This window comes from Streptomyces sp. 1-11 (assembly GCF_007176755.1).
In the GTDB taxonomy this organism is placed as follows: Bacteria; Actinomycetota; Actinomycetes; order Streptomycetales; family Streptomycetaceae; genus Streptomyces.
Genome location: NZ_BJTV01000001.1, coordinates 477,539 through 497,052 on the forward strand (window position 1 = coordinate 477,539; position 19,514 = coordinate 497,052).

At 73.1% G+C, this 19,514-nt stretch carries 21 protein-coding genes; 14 read left to right on the forward strand and 7 right to left on the reverse strand.

The window, feature by feature from the left end; genetic code table 11:
• Window positions 1–73: 73 nt before the first annotated feature.
• Both TNCT1_RS02170 and TNCT1_RS02175 read right to left on the reverse strand, forming a co-directional pair.
• The gene (locus TNCT1_RS02170; protein WP_143627531.1) at window positions 74–1,021 is read right to left on the reverse strand and encodes a DeoR/GlpR family DNA-binding transcription regulator; all 948 of its coding nucleotides are present in this window, start codon (window positions 1,019–1,021) and stop codon (window positions 74–76) included.
• 168 nt (window positions 1,022–1,189) lie between these two features.
• Window positions 1,190–2,638: an NAD(P)H-quinone dehydrogenase gene (locus TNCT1_RS02175; protein WP_143627534.1), complete on the reverse strand. Its 1,449-nt coding sequence runs from the start codon at window positions 2,636–2,638 to the stop codon at window positions 1,190–1,192.
• Window positions 2,639–2,733: 95 nt separating this feature from the next.
• On the opposite strand from TNCT1_RS02175, the gene TNCT1_RS02180 reads away from it, so the two are divergent.
• From TNCT1_RS02180 to TNCT1_RS02195, 4 genes are all read left to right on the forward strand, one after another.
• Entirely contained in the window at window positions 2,734–3,171 is a 438-nt protein-coding gene (locus tag TNCT1_RS02180; RefSeq protein ID WP_143627536.1) for a gamma-glutamylcyclotransferase, read from the forward strand.
• Between the two features lie 123 nt (window positions 3,172–3,294).
• Window positions 3,295–4,119: a purine-nucleoside phosphorylase gene (locus tag TNCT1_RS02185; RefSeq protein ID WP_143627538.1), complete on the forward strand. Its 825-nt coding sequence runs from the start codon at window positions 3,295–3,297 to the stop codon at window positions 4,117–4,119.
• Window positions 4,120–4,216: 97 nt separating this feature from the next.
• Complete coding sequence (locus TNCT1_RS02190) at window positions 4,217–5,863, forward strand: phospho-sugar mutase (protein ID WP_143627540.1); 1,647 nt, start codon at window positions 4,217–4,219, stop codon at window positions 5,861–5,863.
• Between the two features lie 50 nt (window positions 5,864–5,913).
• A complete protein-coding gene (locus TNCT1_RS02195; RefSeq protein ID WP_143627542.1) occupies window positions 5,914–6,312 on the forward strand; it encodes a hypothetical protein in 399 nt (132 codons plus the stop codon).
• A 56-nt stretch (window positions 6,313–6,368) separates the two neighbouring features.
• On the opposite strand, the gene TNCT1_RS02200 is transcribed toward TNCT1_RS02195, so the two are convergent.
• Window positions 6,369–7,049 (reverse strand): PH domain-containing protein, encoded by a 681-nt coding sequence (locus TNCT1_RS02200; RefSeq protein ID WP_143627544.1) that lies wholly within the window; start codon window positions 7,047–7,049, stop codon window positions 6,369–6,371.
• A 138-nt stretch (window positions 7,050–7,187) separates the two neighbouring features.
• Here TNCT1_RS02200 and deoC point away from each other — a divergent pair, with 138 nt between their 5' ends.
• From deoC to TNCT1_RS02215, 3 genes are read left to right on the forward strand one after another with little or no spacing between them, the layout of a single operon-like run.
• A complete protein-coding gene (deoC, locus tag TNCT1_RS02205; RefSeq protein ID WP_143627547.1) occupies window positions 7,188–8,147 on the forward strand; it encodes a deoxyribose-phosphate aldolase in 960 nt (319 codons plus the stop codon).
• 5 nt (window positions 8,148–8,152) lie between these two features.
• A complete protein-coding gene (locus TNCT1_RS02210) occupies window positions 8,153–9,589 on the forward strand; it encodes an aldehyde dehydrogenase family protein (RefSeq protein WP_143627549.1) in 1,437 nt (478 codons plus the stop codon).
• A complete protein-coding gene (locus tag TNCT1_RS02215) occupies window positions 9,582–10,472 on the forward strand; it encodes an aldehyde dehydrogenase family protein (RefSeq protein ID WP_143627551.1) in 891 nt (296 codons plus the stop codon). The genes TNCT1_RS02210 and TNCT1_RS02215 overlap by 8 nt, the downstream gene beginning before the upstream one ends.
• A gap of 91 nt (window positions 10,473–10,563) precedes the next feature.
• Here the strand turns inward: TNCT1_RS02215 and TNCT1_RS02220 are convergent, their stop codons facing one another.
• Complete coding sequence (locus TNCT1_RS02220) at window positions 10,564–10,974, reverse strand: hypothetical protein (protein ID WP_143627553.1); 411 nt, start codon at window positions 10,972–10,974, stop codon at window positions 10,564–10,566.
• 160 nt (window positions 10,975–11,134) lie between these two features.
• Between TNCT1_RS02220 and TNCT1_RS02225 the strand changes: the two genes are divergently transcribed.
• Window positions 11,135–11,731, forward strand: coding sequence for a uridine kinase (locus TNCT1_RS02225; protein ID WP_143628306.1), 597 nt, complete (start codon window positions 11,135–11,137; stop codon window positions 11,729–11,731).
• A gap of 148 nt (window positions 11,732–11,879) precedes the next feature.
• Here TNCT1_RS02225 and TNCT1_RS02230 read toward each other — a convergent pair whose 3' ends face one another.
• Complete coding sequence (locus tag TNCT1_RS02230; protein WP_143627556.1) at window positions 11,880–12,617, reverse strand: SigE family RNA polymerase sigma factor; 738 nt, start codon at window positions 12,615–12,617, stop codon at window positions 11,880–11,882.
• A gap of 294 nt (window positions 12,618–12,911) precedes the next feature.
• Here TNCT1_RS02230 and afsQ1 point away from each other — a divergent pair, with 294 nt between their 5' ends.
• The 5 genes from afsQ1 to TNCT1_RS02255 all read left to right on the forward strand — a co-directional run bounded on the left by afsQ1 (window position 12,912) and on the right by TNCT1_RS02255 (window position 16,825).
• Window positions 12,912–13,589 carry a two-component system response regulator AfsQ1 gene (gene afsQ1, locus TNCT1_RS02235; RefSeq protein WP_143627558.1) on the forward strand — a complete coding sequence of 226 codons (678 nt, stop codon included), beginning with the start codon at window positions 12,912–12,914 and terminating at the stop codon, window positions 13,587–13,589.
• A complete protein-coding gene (locus TNCT1_RS02240; protein WP_143627560.1) occupies window positions 13,586–15,169 on the forward strand; it encodes a HAMP domain-containing sensor histidine kinase in 1,584 nt (527 codons plus the stop codon). The genes afsQ1 and TNCT1_RS02240 overlap by 4 nt, the downstream gene beginning before the upstream one ends.
• Window positions 15,166–15,876 carry a hypothetical protein gene (locus tag TNCT1_RS02245; protein WP_235902267.1) on the forward strand — a complete coding sequence of 237 codons (711 nt, stop codon included), beginning with the start codon at window positions 15,166–15,168 and terminating at the stop codon, window positions 15,874–15,876. Before TNCT1_RS02240 ends, TNCT1_RS02245 begins: the two co-directional genes overlap by 4 nt.
• A 92-nt stretch (window positions 15,877–15,968) precedes the next feature.
• Window positions 15,969–16,529, forward strand: a complete 561-nt coding sequence (locus tag TNCT1_RS02250; RefSeq protein WP_143627562.1) for a VanZ family protein — start codon at window positions 15,969–15,971, stop codon at window positions 16,527–16,529.
• A 92-nt stretch (window positions 16,530–16,621) separates the two neighbouring features.
• Complete coding sequence (locus TNCT1_RS02255; protein ID WP_143627564.1) at window positions 16,622–16,825, forward strand: PspC domain-containing protein; 204 nt, start codon at window positions 16,622–16,624, stop codon at window positions 16,823–16,825.
• A gap of 87 nt (window positions 16,826–16,912) precedes the next feature.
• On the opposite strand, the gene TNCT1_RS02260 is transcribed toward TNCT1_RS02255, so the two are convergent.
• On the reverse strand, window positions 16,913–17,266 hold the full coding sequence (locus TNCT1_RS02260; RefSeq protein ID WP_143627566.1) for an ATP-binding protein: 354 nt from the start codon (window positions 17,264–17,266) through the stop codon (window positions 16,913–16,915).
• Between the two features lie 150 nt (window positions 17,267–17,416).
• Window positions 17,417–18,592 carry an adenosine deaminase gene (locus TNCT1_RS02265; RefSeq protein WP_143627568.1) on the reverse strand — a complete coding sequence of 392 codons (1,176 nt, stop codon included), beginning with the start codon at window positions 18,590–18,592 and terminating at the stop codon, window positions 17,417–17,419.
• Window positions 18,593–18,722: 130 nt separating this feature from the next.
• Between TNCT1_RS02265 and TNCT1_RS02270 the strand changes: the two genes are divergently transcribed.
• On the forward strand, window positions 18,723–19,484 hold the full coding sequence (locus tag TNCT1_RS02270; RefSeq protein ID WP_143627570.1) for an alpha/beta hydrolase: 762 nt from the start codon (window positions 18,723–18,725) through the stop codon (window positions 19,482–19,484).
• Window positions 19,485–19,514 lie beyond the last annotated feature (30 nt).

Consider the following 19,514-nt stretch of genomic DNA (forward strand, 5'->3'; position numbering starts at 1 on the left):
GGCCTCCGGCACGGCGCAGGGCGCGGTGCCGGCCTCCGGCCACGCCCCGCGGGGCCCGAGCCCGGGCGGGCCCTCAGCGCCTGCGCAGGTCGGCGACGCGTCCCCGTTCGGCCCCGGTCGGCTGGTCACCGAGCATCCCCCGCAGCGCGGCCCCGGCGACCTGTCCCCGCCGGGGCCCGGGCAGCGAGGAGGAGCGCTGCTGGCGCGCCGCGGGCACGGGTTCACCCACCGGGTTTCCCCCCGCCCCCGCCACGGCGATCTGCACGCCCTGGTCGGCGAGGGCCTGCAGTTCCGTGCCGGCCCGGTCGTCGTGCGCGGGCGGCTCGTCGGTGACCAGGCGGGTGATGAGGTCGGTCGGCACCGTCTGGAACATCGTGTCGGTGCCCAGCTTGGTGTGGTCGGCGAGGACCACGACCTCGGCGGCGGCCTGCACCAGGGCCCGGTCGACGGAGGCCGACAGCATGTTGGACGTGGACAGCCCGCGCTCCGCGGTGAGCCCGCTCCCGGACAGGAAGGCCTTGGAGACCCTGAGCCCCTGAAGGGACTGCTCGGCTCCGGAGCCGACGAGGGCGTAGTTGGAGCCGCGCAGGGTGCCGCCGGTCATCACGACCTCCACCCGGTTGGCGTGGGCCAGCGCCTGGGCGACCAGCAGCGAGTTGGTGACGACGGTCAGCCCGGGCACCCGCGCGAGCCGGCGGGCCAGCTCCTGCGTGGTGGTGCCCGCCCCGACGACGATGGCCTCGCCCTCTTCGACGAGGCCCGCGGCGAGGTCGGCGATGGCCGTCTTCTCGGCGGTCGCGAGGTGCGACTTCTGCGGGAAGCCGGACTCGCGCGTGAACCCGCCCGGCAGTACCGCACCGCCGTGCCGGCGGTCGAGGAGTCCTTCTGCCTCCAGTGCGCGCACGTCCCGCCGTACGGTCACTTCGGAGGTCTGGACGACGCGGGCGAGTTCACGGAGCGACACGGCCCCGTTCGCTCGCACCATTTCGAGGATCAATTGGCGACGTTCTGCAGCGAACACGAAACTGACAGTAACCCCAACGACCGTCTGGTTTCAGCAGTTTGCGCCGAATAACAGAAGTTGTTCGCACGGCATGACGGGAGGTGGTATAAGACCTTAGTCCTCCCGCCTATGCCGCACGCATGCGCGGCAACTCCCCGTGACCAGCGGGAAGTCGGCCCGTTCCGCTCAGGCCTCGACGCCCGCCTTGCGCGTGTGCAGCTGCCGCGCCACCTCGGCGATCGACCCCGAAAGCGAGGGGTACACCGTGAAGGCGTTCGCGATCTGCTCGACCGTCAGATTGTTGTCGACGGCGATCGAGATGGGGTGGATCAGTTCCGAGGCGCGCGGCGCCACGACGACGCCGCCGACGACGATCCCGGTGCCCGGCCGGCAGAAGATCTTGACGAAGCCGTCCCGGATGCCCTGCATCTTGGCGCGCGGGTTGCGCAGCAGCGGCAGCTTCACCACCCGGGCGTCGATCTTGCCCGCGTCCACGTCCGCCTGGCTGTAGCCGACGGTGGCGATCTCGGGGTCCGTGAAGACGTTGGAGGAGACCGTCTTCAGGTTCAGCGGGGCCACCGCGTCGCCGAGGAAGTGGTACATGGCGATGCGTCCCTGCATCGCCGCGACCGACGCGAGCGCGAAGACGCCCGTGACGTCACCGGCCGCGTACACGCCCGGAGCCGTGGTGCGCGAGACCTTGTCGGTCCAGATGTGCCCGGAGTCGCGCAGCTTGACGCCCGCGTCCTCCAGGCCGAGGCCGGCGCTGTTGGGGATCGCGCCGACGGCCATCAGGCAGTGCGAGCCGGTGATGACCCGGCCGTCGGCCAGCGTCACCTCGACCCGGTCGCCGACGCGCTTGGCGGACTGCGCCCGGGAGCGGGCCATGACGTTCATGCCGCGGCGGCGGAAGACGTCCTCCAGGACCGCGGCGGCGTCCGGGTCCTCGCCCGGCAGCACCCGGTCCCGGGAGGAGACCAGGGTGACCTTGGAACCCAGCGCCTGGTAGGCGCCGGCGAACTCGGCGCCGGTGACGCCGGAGCCCACCACGATCAGTTCTTCCGGCAGCTCGTCGAGGTCGTAGACCTGCGTCCAGTTGAGGATGCGCTCGCCGTCCGGCCGGGCGTCGGGCAGCTCGCGCGGGTGACCGCCGGTGGCGATGAGGACGGCGTCGGCGGTGAGGGTCTCCTCGGTGCCGTCGGCGGCGGTGACGACGACCTTGCGGGAACCGTCCAGGGCCTGCATGCCGTCGAGCCGGCCGCGGCCGCGCATCACGCGGGCGCCGGCCCGGGTGACGGAGGCGGTGATGTCGTGGGACTGGGCGAGCGCGAGCCGCTTCACCCGGCGGTTGACCTTGCCCAGGTCCACGCCGACCACCCGGGCCGCCTGCTCCAGCGGCGGGGTGTCGTCGGCGACGATGATGCCGAGCTCCTCGTACGAGGAGTCGAAGGTGGTCATCACCTCCGCCGTGGCGATGAGTGTCTTCGACGGCACGCAGTCGGTCAGCACCGACGCTCCGCCCAGACCGTCGCAGTCGACGACGGTCACCTCCGCGCCGAGCTGGGCGGCCACCAGGGCCGCCTCGTATCCGCCGGGTCCGCCACCGATGATCACGATCCGAGTCACGTACTCCATTGTCCCGCACGCTTCAAGGTGCTACTGCCCCGGGGCCGCGGCCGGTGCCACCGGGACGCGCGGGACGGGAGTTCCGCCTGCCGTACCCTTCGTCCATGTCGCTCTATGCCGCGTACGCCGGCAACCTCGACGCCCGGCTGATGTCCCGCCGCGCCCCGCACTCCCCGCAGCGCGCCGTGGGCTGGCTGAACGGCTGGCGGCTCACCTTCGGCGGCGAGCAGCTCGGCTGGGAGGGCGCGCTGGCGACGATCGTCGAGCAGCCGGGGGCCCAGGTCTTCGTCGGGCTGTACGACGTCGCGCCGATGGACGAGGAGTCCCTCGACCGGTGGGAGGGCGTGGGCCTGGGGATCTACCGCCGCGTCCGGGTGCGCGTGCACACCCTGGACGGCGAGGAGCCGGCCTGGGTGTACGTGCTCAACGGCTACGAGGGCGGACTGCCCTCGGCCCGCTACCTGGGCGAGGTCGCGGACGCTGCCGAGTCCGCCGGCGCGCCCCACGACTACGTCATGGAACTGCGCAAGCGGCCGTGTTAGCGGCCGCCGCGCGGCGGCGCCCCGTGCGGGGCCGGGTCTCGTTGGAAACGACAAGACAACGATCGCCATCCCGTGGGGTCCGTCATCTACGCGCGTAGGCGAGAACCGGCTACCCTCGTCGGCGTGAACGCATCTCTTCTTCCGGACGACCTCCAGGGCGATCCCTACGCCGCCGCCGACGCCGCCGCAGCGCGCCTGCGCGAACTGACCGGCGCCGAGACCCACGACGTCGCCCTCGTGATGGGCTCCGGCTGGGCTCCGGCCGTCGACGCCCTGGGCGCCCCCGACGCCGAGTTCCAGGTCACCGAGCTGCCCGGCTTCCCGCCGCCGGCGGTCGAGGGCCACGGCGGCAAGGTCCGCTCGTACTCCTTCGGTGACAAGCGCGCCCTGGTCTTCCTGGGCCGCACCCACTACTACGAGGGCCGCGGGGTGGCCGCCGTCGCGCACGGCGTCCGGACGGCCGTCGCCGCCGGCTGCAAGACCGTGGTCCTCACCAACGGCTGCGGCGGCCTGCGCGAGGGCATGCGCCCCGGCCAGCCGGTGCTGATCAGCGATCACATCAACCTGACGGCGACCTCGCCGATCGTCGGCGCCAACTTCGTCGACCTCACCGACCTCTACTCGCCGCGGCTGCGCGCCCTGTGCAAGGAGATCGACGCCAGCCTGGAGGAGGGCGTCTACGCCCAGTTCCCCGGCCCGCACTACGAGACCCCGGCGGAGATCCGCATGGCCCGCGTCATCGGCGCGGACCTGGTCGGCATGTCCACGGTGCTCGAGGCGATCGCCGCCCGCGAGGCCGGCGCCGAGGTGCTGGGCATCTCCCTGGTCACCAACCTCGCGGCGGGCATGACCGGCGAGCCGCTGAACCACGAGGAGGTCCTGCAGGCGGGCCGCGACTCGGCGGCGCGCATGGGCCAGCTGCTGACGCGGGTGCTGGGCAGGATCTGAGAGACCGCGCGCCCGCCGGACCGGCCGGCGGGACGGCGCGGAACGGGGGTCCGGGGGCGAAGCCTCCGGCAGGAACTGAGGAGAGGTTGATCCCAAGGTGCACGACGAACTCATCGCCAAGGCCAAGGCATGGCTCGCCGAGGACCCCGACCCGCAGACCCGCGAGGAGCTCGCCGGGCTGATCGACGCCGGTGACGTGCCGGCGCTCACGGACCGGTTCTCCGGCACCCTCCAGTTCGGCACCGCGGGCCTGCGCGGCGAGCTGGGCGCCGGCCCGATGCGCATGAACCGCGCGGTCGTCATCCGTGCCGCGGCCGGCCTCGCCGCGTACCTGAAGAAGAGCGGGACCCCCCACGGGGGCGACGCCGCCGGGCTGGTCGTCATCGGCTACGACGCCCGCCACAAGTCCGCCGACTTCGCCCGGGACACCGCCGCCGTGATGACCGGCGCCGGCCTGCGCGCCGCCGTGCTCCCGCGTCCCCTGCCCACCCCGGTGCTGGCGTTCGCCATCAGGCACCTGGGCGCGGTCGCGGGCGTGGAGGTCACCGCCAGCCACAACCCGCCCCGGGACAACGGCTACAAGGTCTACCTGGGCGACGGCTCCCAGATCGTCCCGCCCGCCGACGCGGAGATCGCCGCCGAGATCGACGCGATCGCCGCGCTGCACGACGTCCCGCGTCCGGAGTCCGGCTGGCAGACCCTGGACGACGCGGTCCTGGACGCCTACCTGGCCCGCACGGACGCCGTCCTCGCCGCCGGCTCCCCGCGCACCGCCCGCACGGTCTACACGGCGATGCACGGCGTCGGCCGGGACGTCCTGCTGGCCGCCTTCGCGCGCGCCGGCTTCCCGGAGCCGGTGCTGGTGGCCGAGCAGGCCGACCCGGACCCGGACTTCCCGACGGTGGCCTTCCCCAACCCGGAGGAGCCGGGCGCCATGGACCTGGCGTTCGCGCGGGCCCGCGCCACGGACCCGGACCTGGTCATCGCCAACGACCCGGACGCCGACCGCTGCGCCGTGGCCGTCCGGGACGGCGCCGACTGGCGGATGCTGCGCGGCGACGAGGTGGGCTCGCTGCTCGCCGCCCACCTGGTCGCGCGCGGGGCGGCCGGCACCTTCGCGGAGTCGATCGTCTCCTCCTCCCTCCTCGGCCGCATCGCCGAGAGCGCGAAGCTGCCGTACGAGGAGACCCTGACCGGCTTCAAGTGGATCGCCCGCGTGGACGGCCTGCGCTACGGCTACGAGGAGGCGCTCGGCTACTGCGTGGACCCGGAGGGCGTGCGAGACAAGGACGGCATCACCGCCGCGCTGCTGATCACCGAGCTGGCCTCGGTGCTGAAGGAGCAGGGCCGCACCCTGCTCGACCTGCTCGACGACCTGGCCGTGGAGCACGGGCTGCACGCGACGGACCAGCTGTCGGTCCGCGTCGAGGACCTGTCGGTCATCTCGGACGCGATGCGCCGGCTGCGCGAGCGGCCCCCGACGGAGCTGGCGGGCCTGGCCATCACCCGCGCCGAGGACCTCACCCTGGGCACGGACCGGCTGCCGCCCACCGACGGCCTGCGCTACACGCTCGACGGCGCCCGGGTCATCGTCCGCCCCAGCGGCACCGAGCCCAAGCTCAAGTGCTACCTGGAGGTCGTCGTCCCGGCCCCGGACCACACCGCCCTCCCGGCGGCCCGCACCCGGGCCGGCGAACTCCTGGCGGCCCTGAAGCGGGACCTGTCGGCGGCGGCGGGTCTCTGAGGGGCGCGCCGCGGGTCCGACGTCCGGGGCCGGCGGCGGACCCATAGGGATTGCGCGCGGCCCCTCACCGGGCGCTGGTGCTCGGCCCGGTCCTCGCCCAGGTGTGGCGCCCCCGGCCGGCGCTGGTGCACGCCCTGTCCGGCGCCCTGAGGGACTGCACGGTCCCTCAGGCCCGCACGTCCGCAGCGCCGATGCGCGAGACGAAGGCAGGCCGGCCGGAGTGCCTGGCCTGCACGACGGGCCCTGATCTCACGGACTGGCGGCGCATCGGCACCGCCCTGGGCGGGGCGGCCCCGCCGGCGAAGAAGCGACCGGACGCGGTGGACGCCCGGGTGGCCCTGGCGGCCGCCCGGCACGGCAGCGCGGTGATCTTCACCACCGACCCCGGCGACATCCACGCCTGCCTGACGGTCCTCGCGCCGACGGACGTGCACGTGGTCGCCGTCTGACGCTCCGGAGCCCCGCTCCGCGCCGTCGGCCCCGCCGGTCCGCGTCCCGCCCGGCCTCAGCCCACGGCCAGCAGCACCGCCAGCAGCACCGCCCCGGCGACGGCGGGGGCGATGACCTCGTACGCCCAGCGGACCGTCACCTCGCCCTGGGCCGTCCTGGCCGGGCCCCGGCTCTCCGCGGTGGCCCGCAGGTCGGCGATGATCTGGTCGGACTCCGCGCGGGTCGGGCCGTCTTGGTCGCCCGTGCCGCCGAGCACACCGCCGAGGCCGAGCCCGCCGAACCCGGGCCCGCCCGAGCGGCCGCCCCGGGCCGCCGCCTCCGCGCGGGCCTGCCGGCGCGCGGCCTTCTTGCGGGCGCGCAGCGAGACCGGGACGGCCCAGAGCTGGTACTTGTCGCCGGAGTTGGCGACGACCTCGTTGGTGTAGCCGGAGCGCAGGGAGGCGACCTCGCCCCAGGGCAGGGTGACCGACCGGAAGGGGTTGCGCACCCGCAGCCGGTCCTCGCCCGAGAACACCGCCGGGCGCAGCGTGAACGCGATCACCAGCGGAACGGCGAGGATCAGGGCGGCGAGCGCCAGCCAGGGGGTGCGCCCGTGCCCGCGGACCAGCGCGTCGAAGCCCAGCCAGCAGGCGAGCACCAGCAGCAGCACACCGGCCACGAGCGCCAGGGGCGAGCGGTAGATCACGTCCTTGGCGGTGGGCCGGGGCTCGGGTGACTGGTGGTCCGGGGTCGTCATGGTGCCGATTGTGCACGACGCCGGCGGGGCGGTCCCGCGCGCCCCGGGGCCCGGCGCTCGTCCGCGGCCGCCGGGCAGGTGACGAGCGTCTCGGGGGTATACATCCGCTACGCGCGTAGATATGCTCGTCTGGTGACCATGCCCACCACTGCATCCCCCGCACAGCCTTTCGCTGACGTCACCGCGTCCGACAGCACGCTGCGCCGCTTCCTCCACGGGCTGCCCGGCGTCGACGCGGTCGGCCTGGAGGCGCGCGCCGCGTCTCTCGGCACCCGTTCCATCAAGACCACCGCGAAGGCGTACGCCATCGACCTCGCCATCTCGATGGTCGACCTGACGACGCTGGAAGGCGCGGACACCCCGGGCAAGGTCCGGGCGCTCGGCGCCAAGGCGGTCCGTCCGGACCCGACGGACCGCACCGCCCCGGCGACCGCGGCCGTCTGCGTCTATCCCGACATGGTGGCCACCGCCAAGGAGGCCGTCGCCGGTTCCGGCGTGAAGGTCGCCTCGGTCGCCACCGCCTTCCCGGCCGGCCGGGCCGCCCTCGGGGTGAAGCTGGCCGACGTCCGGGACGCCGTGGCCGCGGGCGCCGACGAGATCGACATGGTCATCGACCGTGGCGCGTTCCTCGCGGGCAAGTACCTCAAGGTGTACGACGAGATCGTCGCCGTGAAGGAGGCCTGCGGCGCGAGCGCCCGGCTGAAGGTCATCTTCGAGACCGGCGAGCTGTCGACGTACGACAACATCCGCCGGGCGAGCTGGCTGGGCATGATGGCGGGCGCCGACTTCATCAAGACGTCGACCGGCAAGGTGGCGGTGAACGCCACGCCCGCCAACACCCTGCTCATGCTGGAGGCCGTCCGCGACTTCCGCGCCCAGACCGGCGTGCAGGTCGGCGTGAAGCCGGCCGGCGGCATCCGCACCAGCAAGGACGCGATCAAGTTCCTGGTCCTGGTCAACGAGACCGCGGGCGAGGACTGGCTGAACAACCACTGGTTCCGCTTCGGCGCCTCCTCGCTGCTGAACGACCTGCTCATGCAGCGTCAGAAGCTGGCCACCGGCCGCTACTCCGGCCCCGACTACGTGACGGTGGACTGATCACCATGGCATCCGCATTCGAGTACGCACCGGCGCCCGAGTCCCGCGCGGTCGTCGACATCGCCCCCTCCTACGGCCTGTTCATCGACGGCGAGTTCACCGACGCCGCCGACGGCAGGGTCTTCAAGACGGTCTCGCCGTCCACGGAGGAGGTGCTCTCCGAGGTCGCGCAGGCCGGCGCCGAGGACGTCGACCGCGCCGTGAGGGCCGCCCGCAAGGCCTTCGAGAAGTGGTCGGCGCTGCCCGGCTCCGAGCGCGCCAAGTACCTGTTCCGCATCGCCCGCATCATCCAGGAGCGCAGCCGCGAGCTGGCGGTCCTGGAGACGCTGGACAACGGCAAGCCGATCAGGGAGACCCGGGACGCGGACCTCCCGCTGGTCGCCGCGCACTTCTTCTACTACGCCGGCTGGGCCGACAAGCTCGGCCACGCCGGGTTCGGCGCGGACCCGAGGCCGCTCGGCGTCGCCGGCCAGGTGATCCCCTGGAACTTCCCGCTGCTGATGCTGGCGTGGAAGATCGCCCCGGCGCTGGCCACCGGCAACACGGTGGTGCTGAAGCCGGCCGAGACCACCCCCCTGTCGGCCCTGTTCTTCGCGGACATCTGCCGTCAGGCCGGCCTGCCCAGGGGCGTCGTCAACATCCTCCCGGGCTACGGCGACACCGGCGCCGCGCTGGTCGCGCACCCGGACGTGAACAAGGTCGCGTTCACCGGGTCGACGGGCGTCGGCAAGGAGATCGCGCGGACCGTCGCCGGCACCCGCAAGAAGCTCACCCTGGAACTGGGCGGCAAGGGCGCCAACATCGTCTTCGACGACGCGCCGATCGACCAGGCCGTCGAGGGCATCGTGAACGGCATCTTCTTCAACCAGGGCCAGGTCTGCTGCGCGGGCTCCCGGCTGCTGGTCCAGGAGTCGGTCCACGACGAGCTGCTCGACTCCCTCAAGCGCCGGCTGTCCACCCTGCGGCTCGGCGACCCGCTCGACAAGAACACCGACATCGGCGCGATCAACTCCGCCGAGCAGCTCGCCCGGATCACCGCGCTGGCCGAGCAGGGCGAGGCGGAGGGCGCCGAGCGCTGGGCCCCCGCCTGCGAACTGCCCTCCTCCGGCTACTGGTTCGCCCCGACGCTCTTCACGAACGTCACCCAGGCGCACACCATCGCCCGCGACGAGATCTTCGGCCCGGTGCTGTCGGTCCTCACCTTCCGCACGCCCGACGAGGCGGTCGCCAAGGCCAACAACACCGCGTACGGCCTGTCCGCGGGCATCTGGACCGAGAAGGGCTCCCGGATCCTGGCCGTCGCGAACAAGCTGCGCGCCGGTGTCGTCTGGTCCAACACGTTCAACAAGTTCGACCCGACCTCGCCGTTCGGCGGTTACAAGGAGTCGGGCTTCGGCCGCGAGGGCGGCCGCCACGGCCTGGAGGCGTACCTCGATGTCTGAGCAGAACCGTCTGAGCGTCTTCAAGACCTACAAGCTGTACGTCGGCGGGAAGTTCCCGCGTTCCGAGAGCGGCCGGGTGTACGAGGTGACGGACTCGAAGGGCAACTGGTCGGCCAACGCTCCGCAGTCCTCACGCAAGGACGCCCGTGACGCGGTGGTCGCCGCCCGCAAGGCGTTCGGCGGCTGGGCCGGCGCGACCGCCTACAACCGCGGCCAGGTCCTCTACCGCGTCGCGGAGATGCTGGAGGGCCGCCGGGAGCAGTTCACCCGGGAGGTCGCGGACGCCGAGGGCCTGTCGAAGTCCAAGGCGGCCGCGGTCGTGGACGCCACGATCGACCGCTGGGTCTGGTACGCGGGCTGGACGGACAAGATCGCCCAGGTGGTGGGCGGCGCCAACCCGGTCGCGGGCCCGTTCTTCAACCTCTCCTCCCCGGAGCCGACCGGCGTGGTCGCCGTCCTGGCCCCGCAGGAGTCGTCGTTCCTCGGGCTGGTCTCGGTCGTCGCCCCGGTGATCGCCACCGGCAACACGGCGGTCGTGATCGCCTCCGAGAAGGCCCCGCTGCCCGCCCTGTCCCTGGGCGAGGTGCTGGCCACCTCCGACGTCCCCGGCGGTGTCGTCAACGTCCTGTCGGGCCGTACGGCGGAGATCGCCGCGCCGCTGGCCGCGCACCAGGACGTCAACGCGATCGACCTCGCGGGCGCCGACGAGGCGCTGGCCAAGGAGCTGGAGATCGCGGCCGCCGACAACCTCAAGCGCGTCCTGCGTCCACAGCCTGTGGATTACTTCGAGACGCCGGGCACCGACCGCTTGACGGCGTTCCTGGAGACCAAGACGGTCTGGCACCCGACGGGCTCCCTGGGCGCGTCCGGCTCGGCGTACTGACGGCCGACGCCCGCACGAGCGAGCCGCGTCACCCCTCCGTCCGGGGGTGGCGCGGCTCTTCGCCGTACCGGGGCGCCGGTCAGGGGGCGCGTCAGTCCCGCGGCGCGCCGTGCGAGGCACCCGGATCCATGACCTGCCCCACCAGGGGCAGACTGCCGAACGAGTCGGCTTCGGCGACCGGCCGGGTCAGGTCGCGGGAGTCGACCGGCCTGAAGTCGGCGATCTGGGTGCCGACGCCGTTGTCCAGCGGGTCGACTCCGGTGCCGGCGAGCGGGTTGGGCTTGAGTCCCGCGACCGGACCGGTGGCGTGGCCGACCGCGCCGGCGACACTCGTCAGCCCCGCCGCCGGGTCGACGCCGCCGAGCGAGGCGGGCGTGTCGGCGAGCCGGGCGCCGTCGGCCTGCGCGGACGCCGCGCCCGCTCCCAGCGCCGCTCCGGCGGCCGCGAGGGCGATCAGGGCGCGCTGCACGGTGGGGTGCGGGGAGGAAGAGTGTCGGGCCATCGCCGGTGCCGCCTTCTGGTGCGCTGGGTGAACGAACAGGCACGTAGGGTAGTTGAGATGTGACGCACGCTCCAAAGCCGACCCGCGGGGTCGGCAGGAGCGCCACCATGCGTCAAACTGGTGTTCCGTGAGCCTTCATCTCCCGCCTCCCGCCCGCGTCGTGCTGCTGTGCGGCCCCTCGGGTTCGGGCAAGTCCCTCGTCGCCGCCCGTTCCGGGCTTCCCGTGCTGCGCCTCGACGACTTCTACAAGGAGGCCGGCGATCCGACCCTGCCGCTGGTCGACGGGAGTTCGGACGTCGACTGGGACCACCCTCGTTCGTGGGACGCGGACGTCGCGGTCGACGCCATCGTCCGGCTGTGCACGACGGGGGCGACGCCCGTACCGGTGTACGACATCTCGCTGAGCGCCCGCACCGGCGAGGAGACGCTGAGCATCGGGTCCGCGCCGCTGTTCATCGCGGAGGGCATCTTCGCCGCCGAGATCGTGAAGCGCTGCCGGGAACAGGGCGTGCTGGCCGACGCGCTGTGCCTGAGCCGGGGCTCGGTCACCACCTTCCGCCGGCGCTTCCTGCGGGACCTCAGGGAGGGCCGCAAGTCGGTGCCGTTCCTGCTGCGGCGGGGCTGGCGGCTGATGCGCACCGAGCGGTCGATCGTGGCCCGTCAGGTGGCCCTCGGCGCCCATCCCTGCGACCGGGACGAGGCACTGGGCCGGCTGGCCGCTGCGGGAGTGCGGACGCCGGAGCGGACGGTGGCCTGAGGGAGCCCGTCACGCGGGAAAGCGAGACGGGACTGGCCGGACCCGAGGCCCGCCAGTCCCGCTCCCTTTCACTCCCCCGTGGTTCCCCCGTGTTCCCCCGTGGGTCCCACCCCCCAGTGGTCCCCGTTCCCCCGTGTCCCCCCTGACCTCAGGCGACCAGTTCGCCGAAGGCGCTCTCCTCGTCCCGGCCGAAGCTGAGGACCTCGTCCTCGCGCAGCCGGCGCAGGGACCGCCAGATGCTGGACTTCACCGTGCCGACGCTGATGCCGAGGATCTCCGCGATCTCCGGGTCCGTGCGGCCCTCGTAGTAGCGCAGGACCAGCATGGTGCGCTGCGGTTCGGGCAGCCGGGCCAGCGCCTGCCACAGGACCGCGCGCAGCTCGGTGCCGCGCATCGCGTCCGTGTCGCCGGGCGTCTCGGGCAGTTCCTCGGTCGGGTACTCGTTGAGCTTGCGGCGCCGCCAGGCGCTGATGTGCAGGTTGGTCATGGTGCGGCGCAGGTAGCCGCCGACCGCCGCCTTGTCGCTGATCCGCTCCCACGCCCGGTACGTCGAGAACAGCGCGCTCTGCAGCAGGTCCTCGGCCTCGAAGCGGTCGCCGGTCAGGTGGTAGGCGGTGGCGTACAGGGAGGCGCGGCGCTCCTGGACGTAGGCGGTGAACTCCGCCTCGGTCAGCGAGCGACGCTCCCCCGGTTCCTCCCCGTACGCGGATCCCCCGTGTGTCTCCCCCGTGTGCGCGTCAACCACCGTCATGTGACCGGTGTACTGACGCCCGGTACCGCGGGAGCACCCCCGCCCTCCCACAGCACCGGACTTCTCCGGGCCCCGGTGCACGTCGTGCAGACGCGTGACCACTGCGCTGGTGCTGATGCTGTGCAGCGTGTTCATCTCGCGCTCCCCGTGGTGGACTTCCGGCCCGGCCTGCTCGGTCGTGCTTCCTTGCCTGTGCCGAAAAGCTTGCCGAGTGACCTTCATGGCCGTGTCCGCCGACTGTCACAGACCTGTCACAGGGGTCCGGATCCAGGCGTGTCAGGAAGGGTCGGGGGGAGGGGGCGACCCGGTTCGCCGGACGCCGGCGCGACGGCCCCGCCGGGGGCGCGCCCGGCCACCCGCGGGCCCCGCGCGCCGCGTTCTGCGTCCCACCGGTCGATCCACACCCCGTCCATGGGCCAGAATGAGCCCGTGCCTTCCCTGTTGCTGATCGAGGACGACGACGCCATCCGCACGGCCCTGGAGCTCTCCCTGACGCGCCAGGGCCACCGGGTGTCGACCGCTGCCAGTGGTGAGGACGGTCTGAAGCTGCTGCGCGAGCAGCGGCCGGATCTGATCGTGCTGGACGTGATGCTGCCCGGCATCGACGGGTTCGAGGTGTGCCGGCGCATCCGGCGCACCGACCAGCTGCCGATCATCCTGCTGACCGCCCGCAGCGACGACATCGACGTGGTGGTCGGCCTGGAGTCCGGCGCCGACGACTACGTCGTGAAGCCGGTCCAGGGCCGGGTGCTGGACGCCCGGATCCGGGCCGTGCTGCGGCGCGGGGAACGCGAGTCCAGCGACTCGGCGACCTTCGGCAGCCTCGTCATCGACCGCTCCGCGATGACCGTGACCAAGAACGGCGAGGACCTGCAGCTCACGCCGACCGAGCTGCGGCTGCTGCTGGAGCTGAGCCGGCGGCCCGGTCAGGCGCTGTCCCGGCAGCAGCTGCTGCGACTGGTCTGGGAGCACGACTACCTGGGCGACTCCCGGCTGGTGGACGCGTGTGTGCAGCGGCTGCGCGCCAAGGTGGAGGACGTGCCCTCCTCACCGACCCTGATCCGTACCGTCCGTGGTGTCGGCTACCGCCTGGACGCCCCTCAGTGACCGATACGCGAGGGGGGCCGCGCGGCTGGGCCGCGGGGCGCGGGGGAAGTCTGTCGCGGCTGCGGTTCACCAGCCTCAGGCTGCGGCTGGTGCTCGTCTTCGCGCTGGTCGCGCTCACCGCCGCGGTGTCGGCGTCGGGCATCGCGTACTGGCTGAACCGGGAGGCCGTGCTGACGCGCGCCCAGGACGCCGTGCTGCGCGACTTCCAGCAGGAGATGCAGAACCGGGCGGGCGCGCTGCCCGCCCGGCCCACCCAGGACGAACTGCAGCGCGCGGCGGGCCAGATGGCGGCGAGCAGCCAGCGCTTCAGCGTGCTGCTGGTCGCCGAGGACGCCCGCGGCAAGACGGTGTACGGCACCTCGGGCGGGATCAACGGCTTCTCGCTGGAGGACGTGCCGGCGTCGCTGCGCGCCGCGGTGAACAAGCGGCAGAAGGTGACCGACGGCAACAAGGCGCCGTACCACCTGTACTGGCAGCGGGTCGACGACCACGGCACGCCGTACCTGGTGGCCGGCGCGCGGCTGGCCGGCGGCGGGCCGACGGGCTACCTGGCCAAGTCGCTGGAGCCCGAGGCCAAGGACCTGAACTCGCTGGCCTGGTCGCTGGGGATCGCGACGGCCCTGGCCCTGATCGGCTCGGCGCTGCTCGCGCAGGCCGCCGCCACGACCGTGCTGAAGCCGGTGCACCGGCTCGGGGTGGCCGCCCGCCGGCTCGGCGAGGGGCGGCTCGACACCCGGCTCAGCGTGTCCGGCACCGACGAACTGGCCGATCTGTCGCGGACGTTCAACAACGCGGCCGAGGCGCTGGAGAAACGGGTCGCCGACATGGCCGCCCGGGACGAGGCCTCGCGCCGCTTCGTGGCGGACATGAGCCATGAGCTGCGGACCCCGCTGACCGCCATCACCGCCGTGACGGAGGTGCTGGAGGAGGAGCTGGGGTCCGAGGCCGGGGGCATCGACCCGATGGTCGAGCCCGCGGTACGGCTGGTGGTCAGCGAGACCAGGCGGCTGAACGACCTGGTCGAGAACCTGATGGAGGTGACCCGCTTCGACGCGGGCACCGCCCGGCTGGTGCTGGACGACGTGGACATCGCCGACCAGATCACCGCCTGCATCGACGCCCGTGCCTGGCTGGACGCCGTCGACCTGGACGCCGAGCGCGGCATCCACGCGCAGCTCGACCCGCGCCGCCTGGACGTCATACTGGCCAACCTGATCGGCAACGCCCTCAAGCACGGCGGGTCCCCGGTCCGGGTGTCGGTGCGGATCGACGGCGACGACCTGGTCATCGCCGTGCGCGACCACGGCCCGGGCATCCCCGAGGACGTGCTGCCGCACGTCTTCGACCGCTTCTACAAGGCCAGCGCCTCCCGGCCGCGCTCCGAGGGCAGCGGCCTGGGTCTGTCCATCGCCATGGAGAACGCCCACATCCACGGCGGCGGCATCACCGCCGCCAACTCGCCCGAGGGCGGCGCGGTGTTCACACTGCGGCTGCCACGGGACGCCTCCGGGCTGACGGAGCAGGACGAGGAGAACACACGCAGCGACAAGGCAGGCGACACCGGGAAGGGGGGATCATGACCGCAAGGACCGCACGGACTGAACGGACTGAACGGACCGCGCCGGCGGCCTGGATCACGCGGACCGCGCCGGCGGCCCGGATCACGCGGACCGCGCCGGCGGCCCGGATCGTACGACGGCTGCTCGCGGCCTCCCTCCTGACCGCGGTGCTCGCCGGGTGCGGGATCCGGCCCACCGAGGTGCCGACGGACTTCGGCGCGGCCCCCTCCCGGGTGCCGTGCTCGCTGTCCGCGCCCGATGTCACGGCACAGTCCGCGCACGGGGTGCCGGTGCAGGTGTTCCTGCTGTGCGGGTCCTCCCTGGTGGCCGTCGACCGGACCGTGCGCGTCCCGGAGGGCACGCCGGACGCGCGGCGCCGGGTCATCGTGGCCCAGGGCCTGCTGGACCAGCTCGCCGCGTCCCCCACGGCCGCGGAGAAGGCGGCGCGCTACACCACCAACGTGCCGGGCGGCCTGGGCGTGGCGGGCCCCGGCCACAAGGACCCGGAGGACACGCTGCGGCTGAGCACGACCCCGGCCCGGCTCACCTCCTACGCCCTCGCCCAGATCGTGTGCACCCTGTCCGACTCGGCGGCGACCGAGGGCGACGGCTCGGTGATCCTGGGCGGTCCCGCTCCCGCCCCGCTGCACCGCTACGAGTGCACCGACGCCGTCCGCAACCGGCCGGGCAGCACGGACCCGCCGTCGACCGACGTCACCGCGGGCTGAAGGCCGCCGGCGCACGGGGGTGGCGGACGCCTCACACGCGGCGGCGTGCGGGGTGCGGAACCGTTCGTGCACGGGGGCGCGTCTAGGGGGGCGTGCAGCGTCAAGGCTCCATCGGCGGCAGCGCCGCGATCCGTATCCGTGTGGCGGGGGGTGTCCTCCTCGTCGCCCATCTCGGGCTCGTCGCCTGGCTGATGCTGCGGCCCCTGGACGTGCCCTGGGTGATGCCCGCCAATCTGCGTCCGCTGTCCGGCATCCGCGCCGATCTGGCGCTGGGCGGGGCGCGGGCGGCCCGACGCGTCGCCGAGGGGCTGGCGCTGCTCGCGCCGCTGGGTGTGCTGCTGCCGGCGGCGCACGGCAGGCTCGCCGTGTCCCCGCTCGCCTCCCTGGTCCGCACGGCCGCCGCGGGCGTCCTGGTCTCCACCGGCATCGCCCTGCTGCAGACCGGTGTGCCCGGCCGGGTCGTGGACGTCGACTCGCTGCTGCTGAACACCGTGGGCGTGGCCCTGGCCCACCTGGCCTTCGTCCCGGCGGGCCGGGCCTGGCTGCGCCGAAGGGCGGCACGCGTGCCCGGCGCGACCGGGCGGGTCACCGTCCAGGAGGATGTGCCTCAGGGGCGTACCCCGACGATTCCCAGGGTCGGGATCGCACCGTAGAGCGACGCTTCGACCCGTTCGTCTCCGTACCGTGGACATCGTTGAGGCAGCCGACCGGACCGCCTCGCCCGAAGCCGACCAAGGAGCCGCAGATGTCCACCCTCGCCCGCCCCACCCACGGCCGCGTGATCGGCGGCGTGTGCGCCGCGCTGGCCCGGCGCTTCGGTACCTCGGCGACGACGATGCGGGTCGTCTTCCTGGTGTCCTGCCTGCTGCCCGGCCCGCAGTTCCTGCTCTACATAGCGCTGTGGATCCTGCTCCCGGCGGAGGACAAGGCGCGCGCCGCGACCTGGTGACCCGCCGGCGGGACCTCCGCCCACGCGCACGCGCACGGCCCGCCCCGGGAGAGTCCCGGGGCGGGCCGTGCGCGTCGGACGGAGGGGTCAGCCGAGCGGCAGGCCGTTCACCATGACGCCCTGGGTGGGCATGCCCTGGACCGGCAGCCCGCCGAGCAGCCCGGCGAGCGGCGTGGCCGGTCCCCCGGCGACGACGTTCCCGACCATCGGCTGCGCGACGGTGCCCCCGGTGCCGAGGGCGCTCTGCCCCTCGGCGAGTGCCTGGCCGGCGCTCGGCAGCGCCTGGCCGACGTTCTGGGCGGGCAGCGCGGCGGTGACGGTGTCCAGGGCCTGCGGGGCGACCGGAGCGGCCGGGGCCGCCTCGGCGGCGCCCGCGCCGACCGCCGCGAAGGCGGCGCCGAGGGCGGCCACACCGAGGGTCTTGGCTGCAGACTGCTTCATGTTAAATGCGTCCTTGAATACGGAGACGGGGAATCGCAATGCGCTGAGCGGTTCCACGACCGTAGACAGCCTTCACCGCGCCCCGCAAACACCGAAATGCGTACGACTTGTGAAGGGGCGTTCGCATTTCGACGAACCCTTTACCCGTGCTCAGTCCTCCGATCCGGAAGAACCACTGGTGGATGCGGTCTGCTGGAACAGCCATTCGGATTTCAGCTCTGCATATCCGGGCTTGATCACGTCGTTGATCATCGCGAGTCGTTCATCGAAAGGAATGAACGCCGACTTCATCGAATTGACGGAGAACCATTGGAGGTCGTCGAGTGTGTACCCGAACGCCTCGACGAGGTGCTCGAATTCCCGGCTCATGCTGGTGTGCGACATCAGCCTGTTGTCCGTGTTCACCGTGGCCCTGAAGTGCAGCCGCCGCAGCAGCCCGATCGGATGGTCGGCGTAGGAGGACGCGGCCCCGGTCTGCAGGTTGGAGCTGGGGCACAGCTCCAGCGGGATGCGCTTGTCGCGGACGTAGGAGGCCAGCCGTCCGAGCCGCACCGAGCCGTCCGCCCGCACCTCGATGTCGTCGATGATCCGCACCCCGTGCCCGAGCCGGTCCGCGCCGCACCACTGCAGCGCCTGCCAGATGGAGGGCAGCCCGAACGCCTCGCCGGCGTGGATGGTGAAGTGGTTGTTTTCTCGCTTCAGGTACTCGAAGGCGTCCAGGTGCCGGGTGGGCGGGTAGCCGGCCTCGGCGCCGGCGATGTCGAAGCCGACGACGCCCAGGTCCCGGTAGCGGTTGGCGAGTTCGGCGATCTCCAGGGCGCGGGCCGCGTGCCGCATCGCGGTCAGCAGGGCGCCGATCCGGATGCGCCGGCCGCTCTCCCGGGCCAGCCGCTCGCCCTCCCGGAAGCCCTCGTTCACCGCCTCGACGACCTCTTCGAGGCTCAGCCCGGCCGCGAGGTGCTGCTCGGGCGCGTAGCGCACCTCGGCGTAGACGACCCCGTCCTCGGCGAGGTCCTCGGCGCACTCCCGGGCGACCCGGACCAGGGCCTGCCTGGTCTGCATGACGCCGACGGTGTGCGAGAAGGTCTCCAGGTACCGTTCCAGCGAGCCGGAGTCGGCGGCCTCGCGGAACCACAGGCCCAGCTTGTCGGGATCGGTCTCGGGAAGCGCGGAGTACCCGCTCTCCCGGGCGAGTTCGACGACGGTGCCGGGGCGCAGCCCGCCGTCGAGGTGGTCGTGCAGCAGAACCTTGGGTGCCCGTCGGATCTGGTCCGGCGTCGGAACGTGGGCCGGGACGGTCCCAGTCGGTGCGGTCTGGCTCGTCATTTCCGCACTCTAACTCCTACGCGCGTAGAGCGCTCCTGTCGCGCGAGAAGACACAACGGGTTTTCGCCGATACGCAACGGTGACCGCCCGGACGGGTTTCGTACACCACGCCTTCTGACACTGTTCTGTCATGGGACAGCAAGCGACGCCGGCCCGAACGGCCGGGCTGGGAAAGGCGGTCGGGCCTGAGCCGACGGCGGTGAGCGGAGCGGTGCTGCTGCTCCCCGGCGGGGAGGAGACCTCCGCCCGCAGGCCGTCCCCCGTCTGGGCGACGGCCTTCGTGCCGTCCCTGGGCCGCCGGCTCGCCCGCGCGGGCCGGCAGGAGGGGCTGGCCGTGCACGCCGTGCACTACCGCTACCGCGGCTGGAACGGCGGCGAGGCGCATCTGGCGGCGGACGCCGAGTGGGCCGCCGACGAGGTCGTACGCCGCTACGGGGACGTACCGGTGTGCCTGGTGGGCCTGGACATGGGCGGACGGGCGGCGCTGCGGGCGGGCGGCCACGAGGCGGTGACCTCCGTCGTCGCGCTCGCTCCCTGGCTGCCCGAGGACGACGTGGCCGCGCCCGCCGAACCGGTGAAGCAGCTCGTGGGGCGGCGGGTGCTGATCGTGCACGGCACGAACGACGAACGCACCGACCCGGAGCTGTCGTTCCGGCTGGCGGAGCGGGCGAAGAAGGCGAACCGGAACGTGTGCCGCTTCGAGGTGCACTCCGACGGCCACACGCTGCACCAGTACCGCGACGAAGTGCGCTCGCTGACGGTGGACTTCGTCATGGGCGCGCTGTTCGGGCACCCGGTGTCGCGGCCGGTGGAGGACGCGCTGGCCGCTCCGCCGCCGATCGGGCTGCGGATGCCGCTGGCCGCGGGGTTCGGCAAGTCGCTGCGGCGGTGAGACCCGGGGCCCGGCCCGGCCTCCCGGACG

Coding starts and splice junctions, on each gene's coding strand:
- TNCT1_RS02175 (WP_143627534.1), bottom strand. CDS start 2,638: ATGGAGTACGTGACTCGGATCGTGATCATCGGTGGCGGACCCGGCGGA.
- TNCT1_RS02180 (WP_143627536.1), top strand. CDS start 2,734: ATGTCGCTCTATGCCGCGTACGCCGGCAACCTCGACGCCCGGCTGATG.
- TNCT1_RS02200 (WP_143627544.1), bottom strand. CDS start 7,049: ATGACGACCCCGGACCACCAGTCACCCGAGCCCCGGCCCACCGCCAAG.
- deoC (WP_143627547.1), top strand. CDS start 7,188: ATGCCCACCACTGCATCCCCCGCACAGCCTTTCGCTGACGTCACCGCG.
- TNCT1_RS02210 (WP_143627549.1), top strand. CDS start 8,153: ATGGCATCCGCATTCGAGTACGCACCGGCGCCCGAGTCCCGCGCGGTC.
- TNCT1_RS02215 (WP_143627551.1), top strand. CDS start 9,582: ATGTCTGAGCAGAACCGTCTGAGCGTCTTCAAGACCTACAAGCTGTAC.
- TNCT1_RS02220 (WP_143627553.1), bottom strand. CDS start 10,974: ATGGCCCGACACTCTTCCTCCCCGCACCCCACCGTGCAGCGCGCCCTG.
- TNCT1_RS02230 (WP_143627556.1), bottom strand. CDS start 12,617: ATGAACACGCTGCACAGCATCAGCACCAGCGCAGTGGTCACGCGTCTG.
- TNCT1_RS02245 (WP_235902267.1), top strand. CDS start 15,166: ATGACCGCAAGGACCGCACGGACTGAACGGACTGAACGGACCGCGCCG.
- TNCT1_RS02255 (WP_143627564.1), top strand. CDS start 16,622: ATGTCCACCCTCGCCCGCCCCACCCACGGCCGCGTGATCGGCGGCGTG.
- TNCT1_RS02260 (WP_143627566.1), bottom strand. CDS start 17,266: ATGAAGCAGTCTGCAGCCAAGACCCTCGGTGTGGCCGCCCTCGGCGCC.
- TNCT1_RS02265 (WP_143627568.1), bottom strand. CDS start 18,592: ATGACGAGCCAGACCGCACCGACTGGGACCGTCCCGGCCCACGTTCCG.
- TNCT1_RS02270 (WP_143627570.1), top strand. CDS start 18,723: ATGGGACAGCAAGCGACGCCGGCCCGAACGGCCGGGCTGGGAAAGGCG.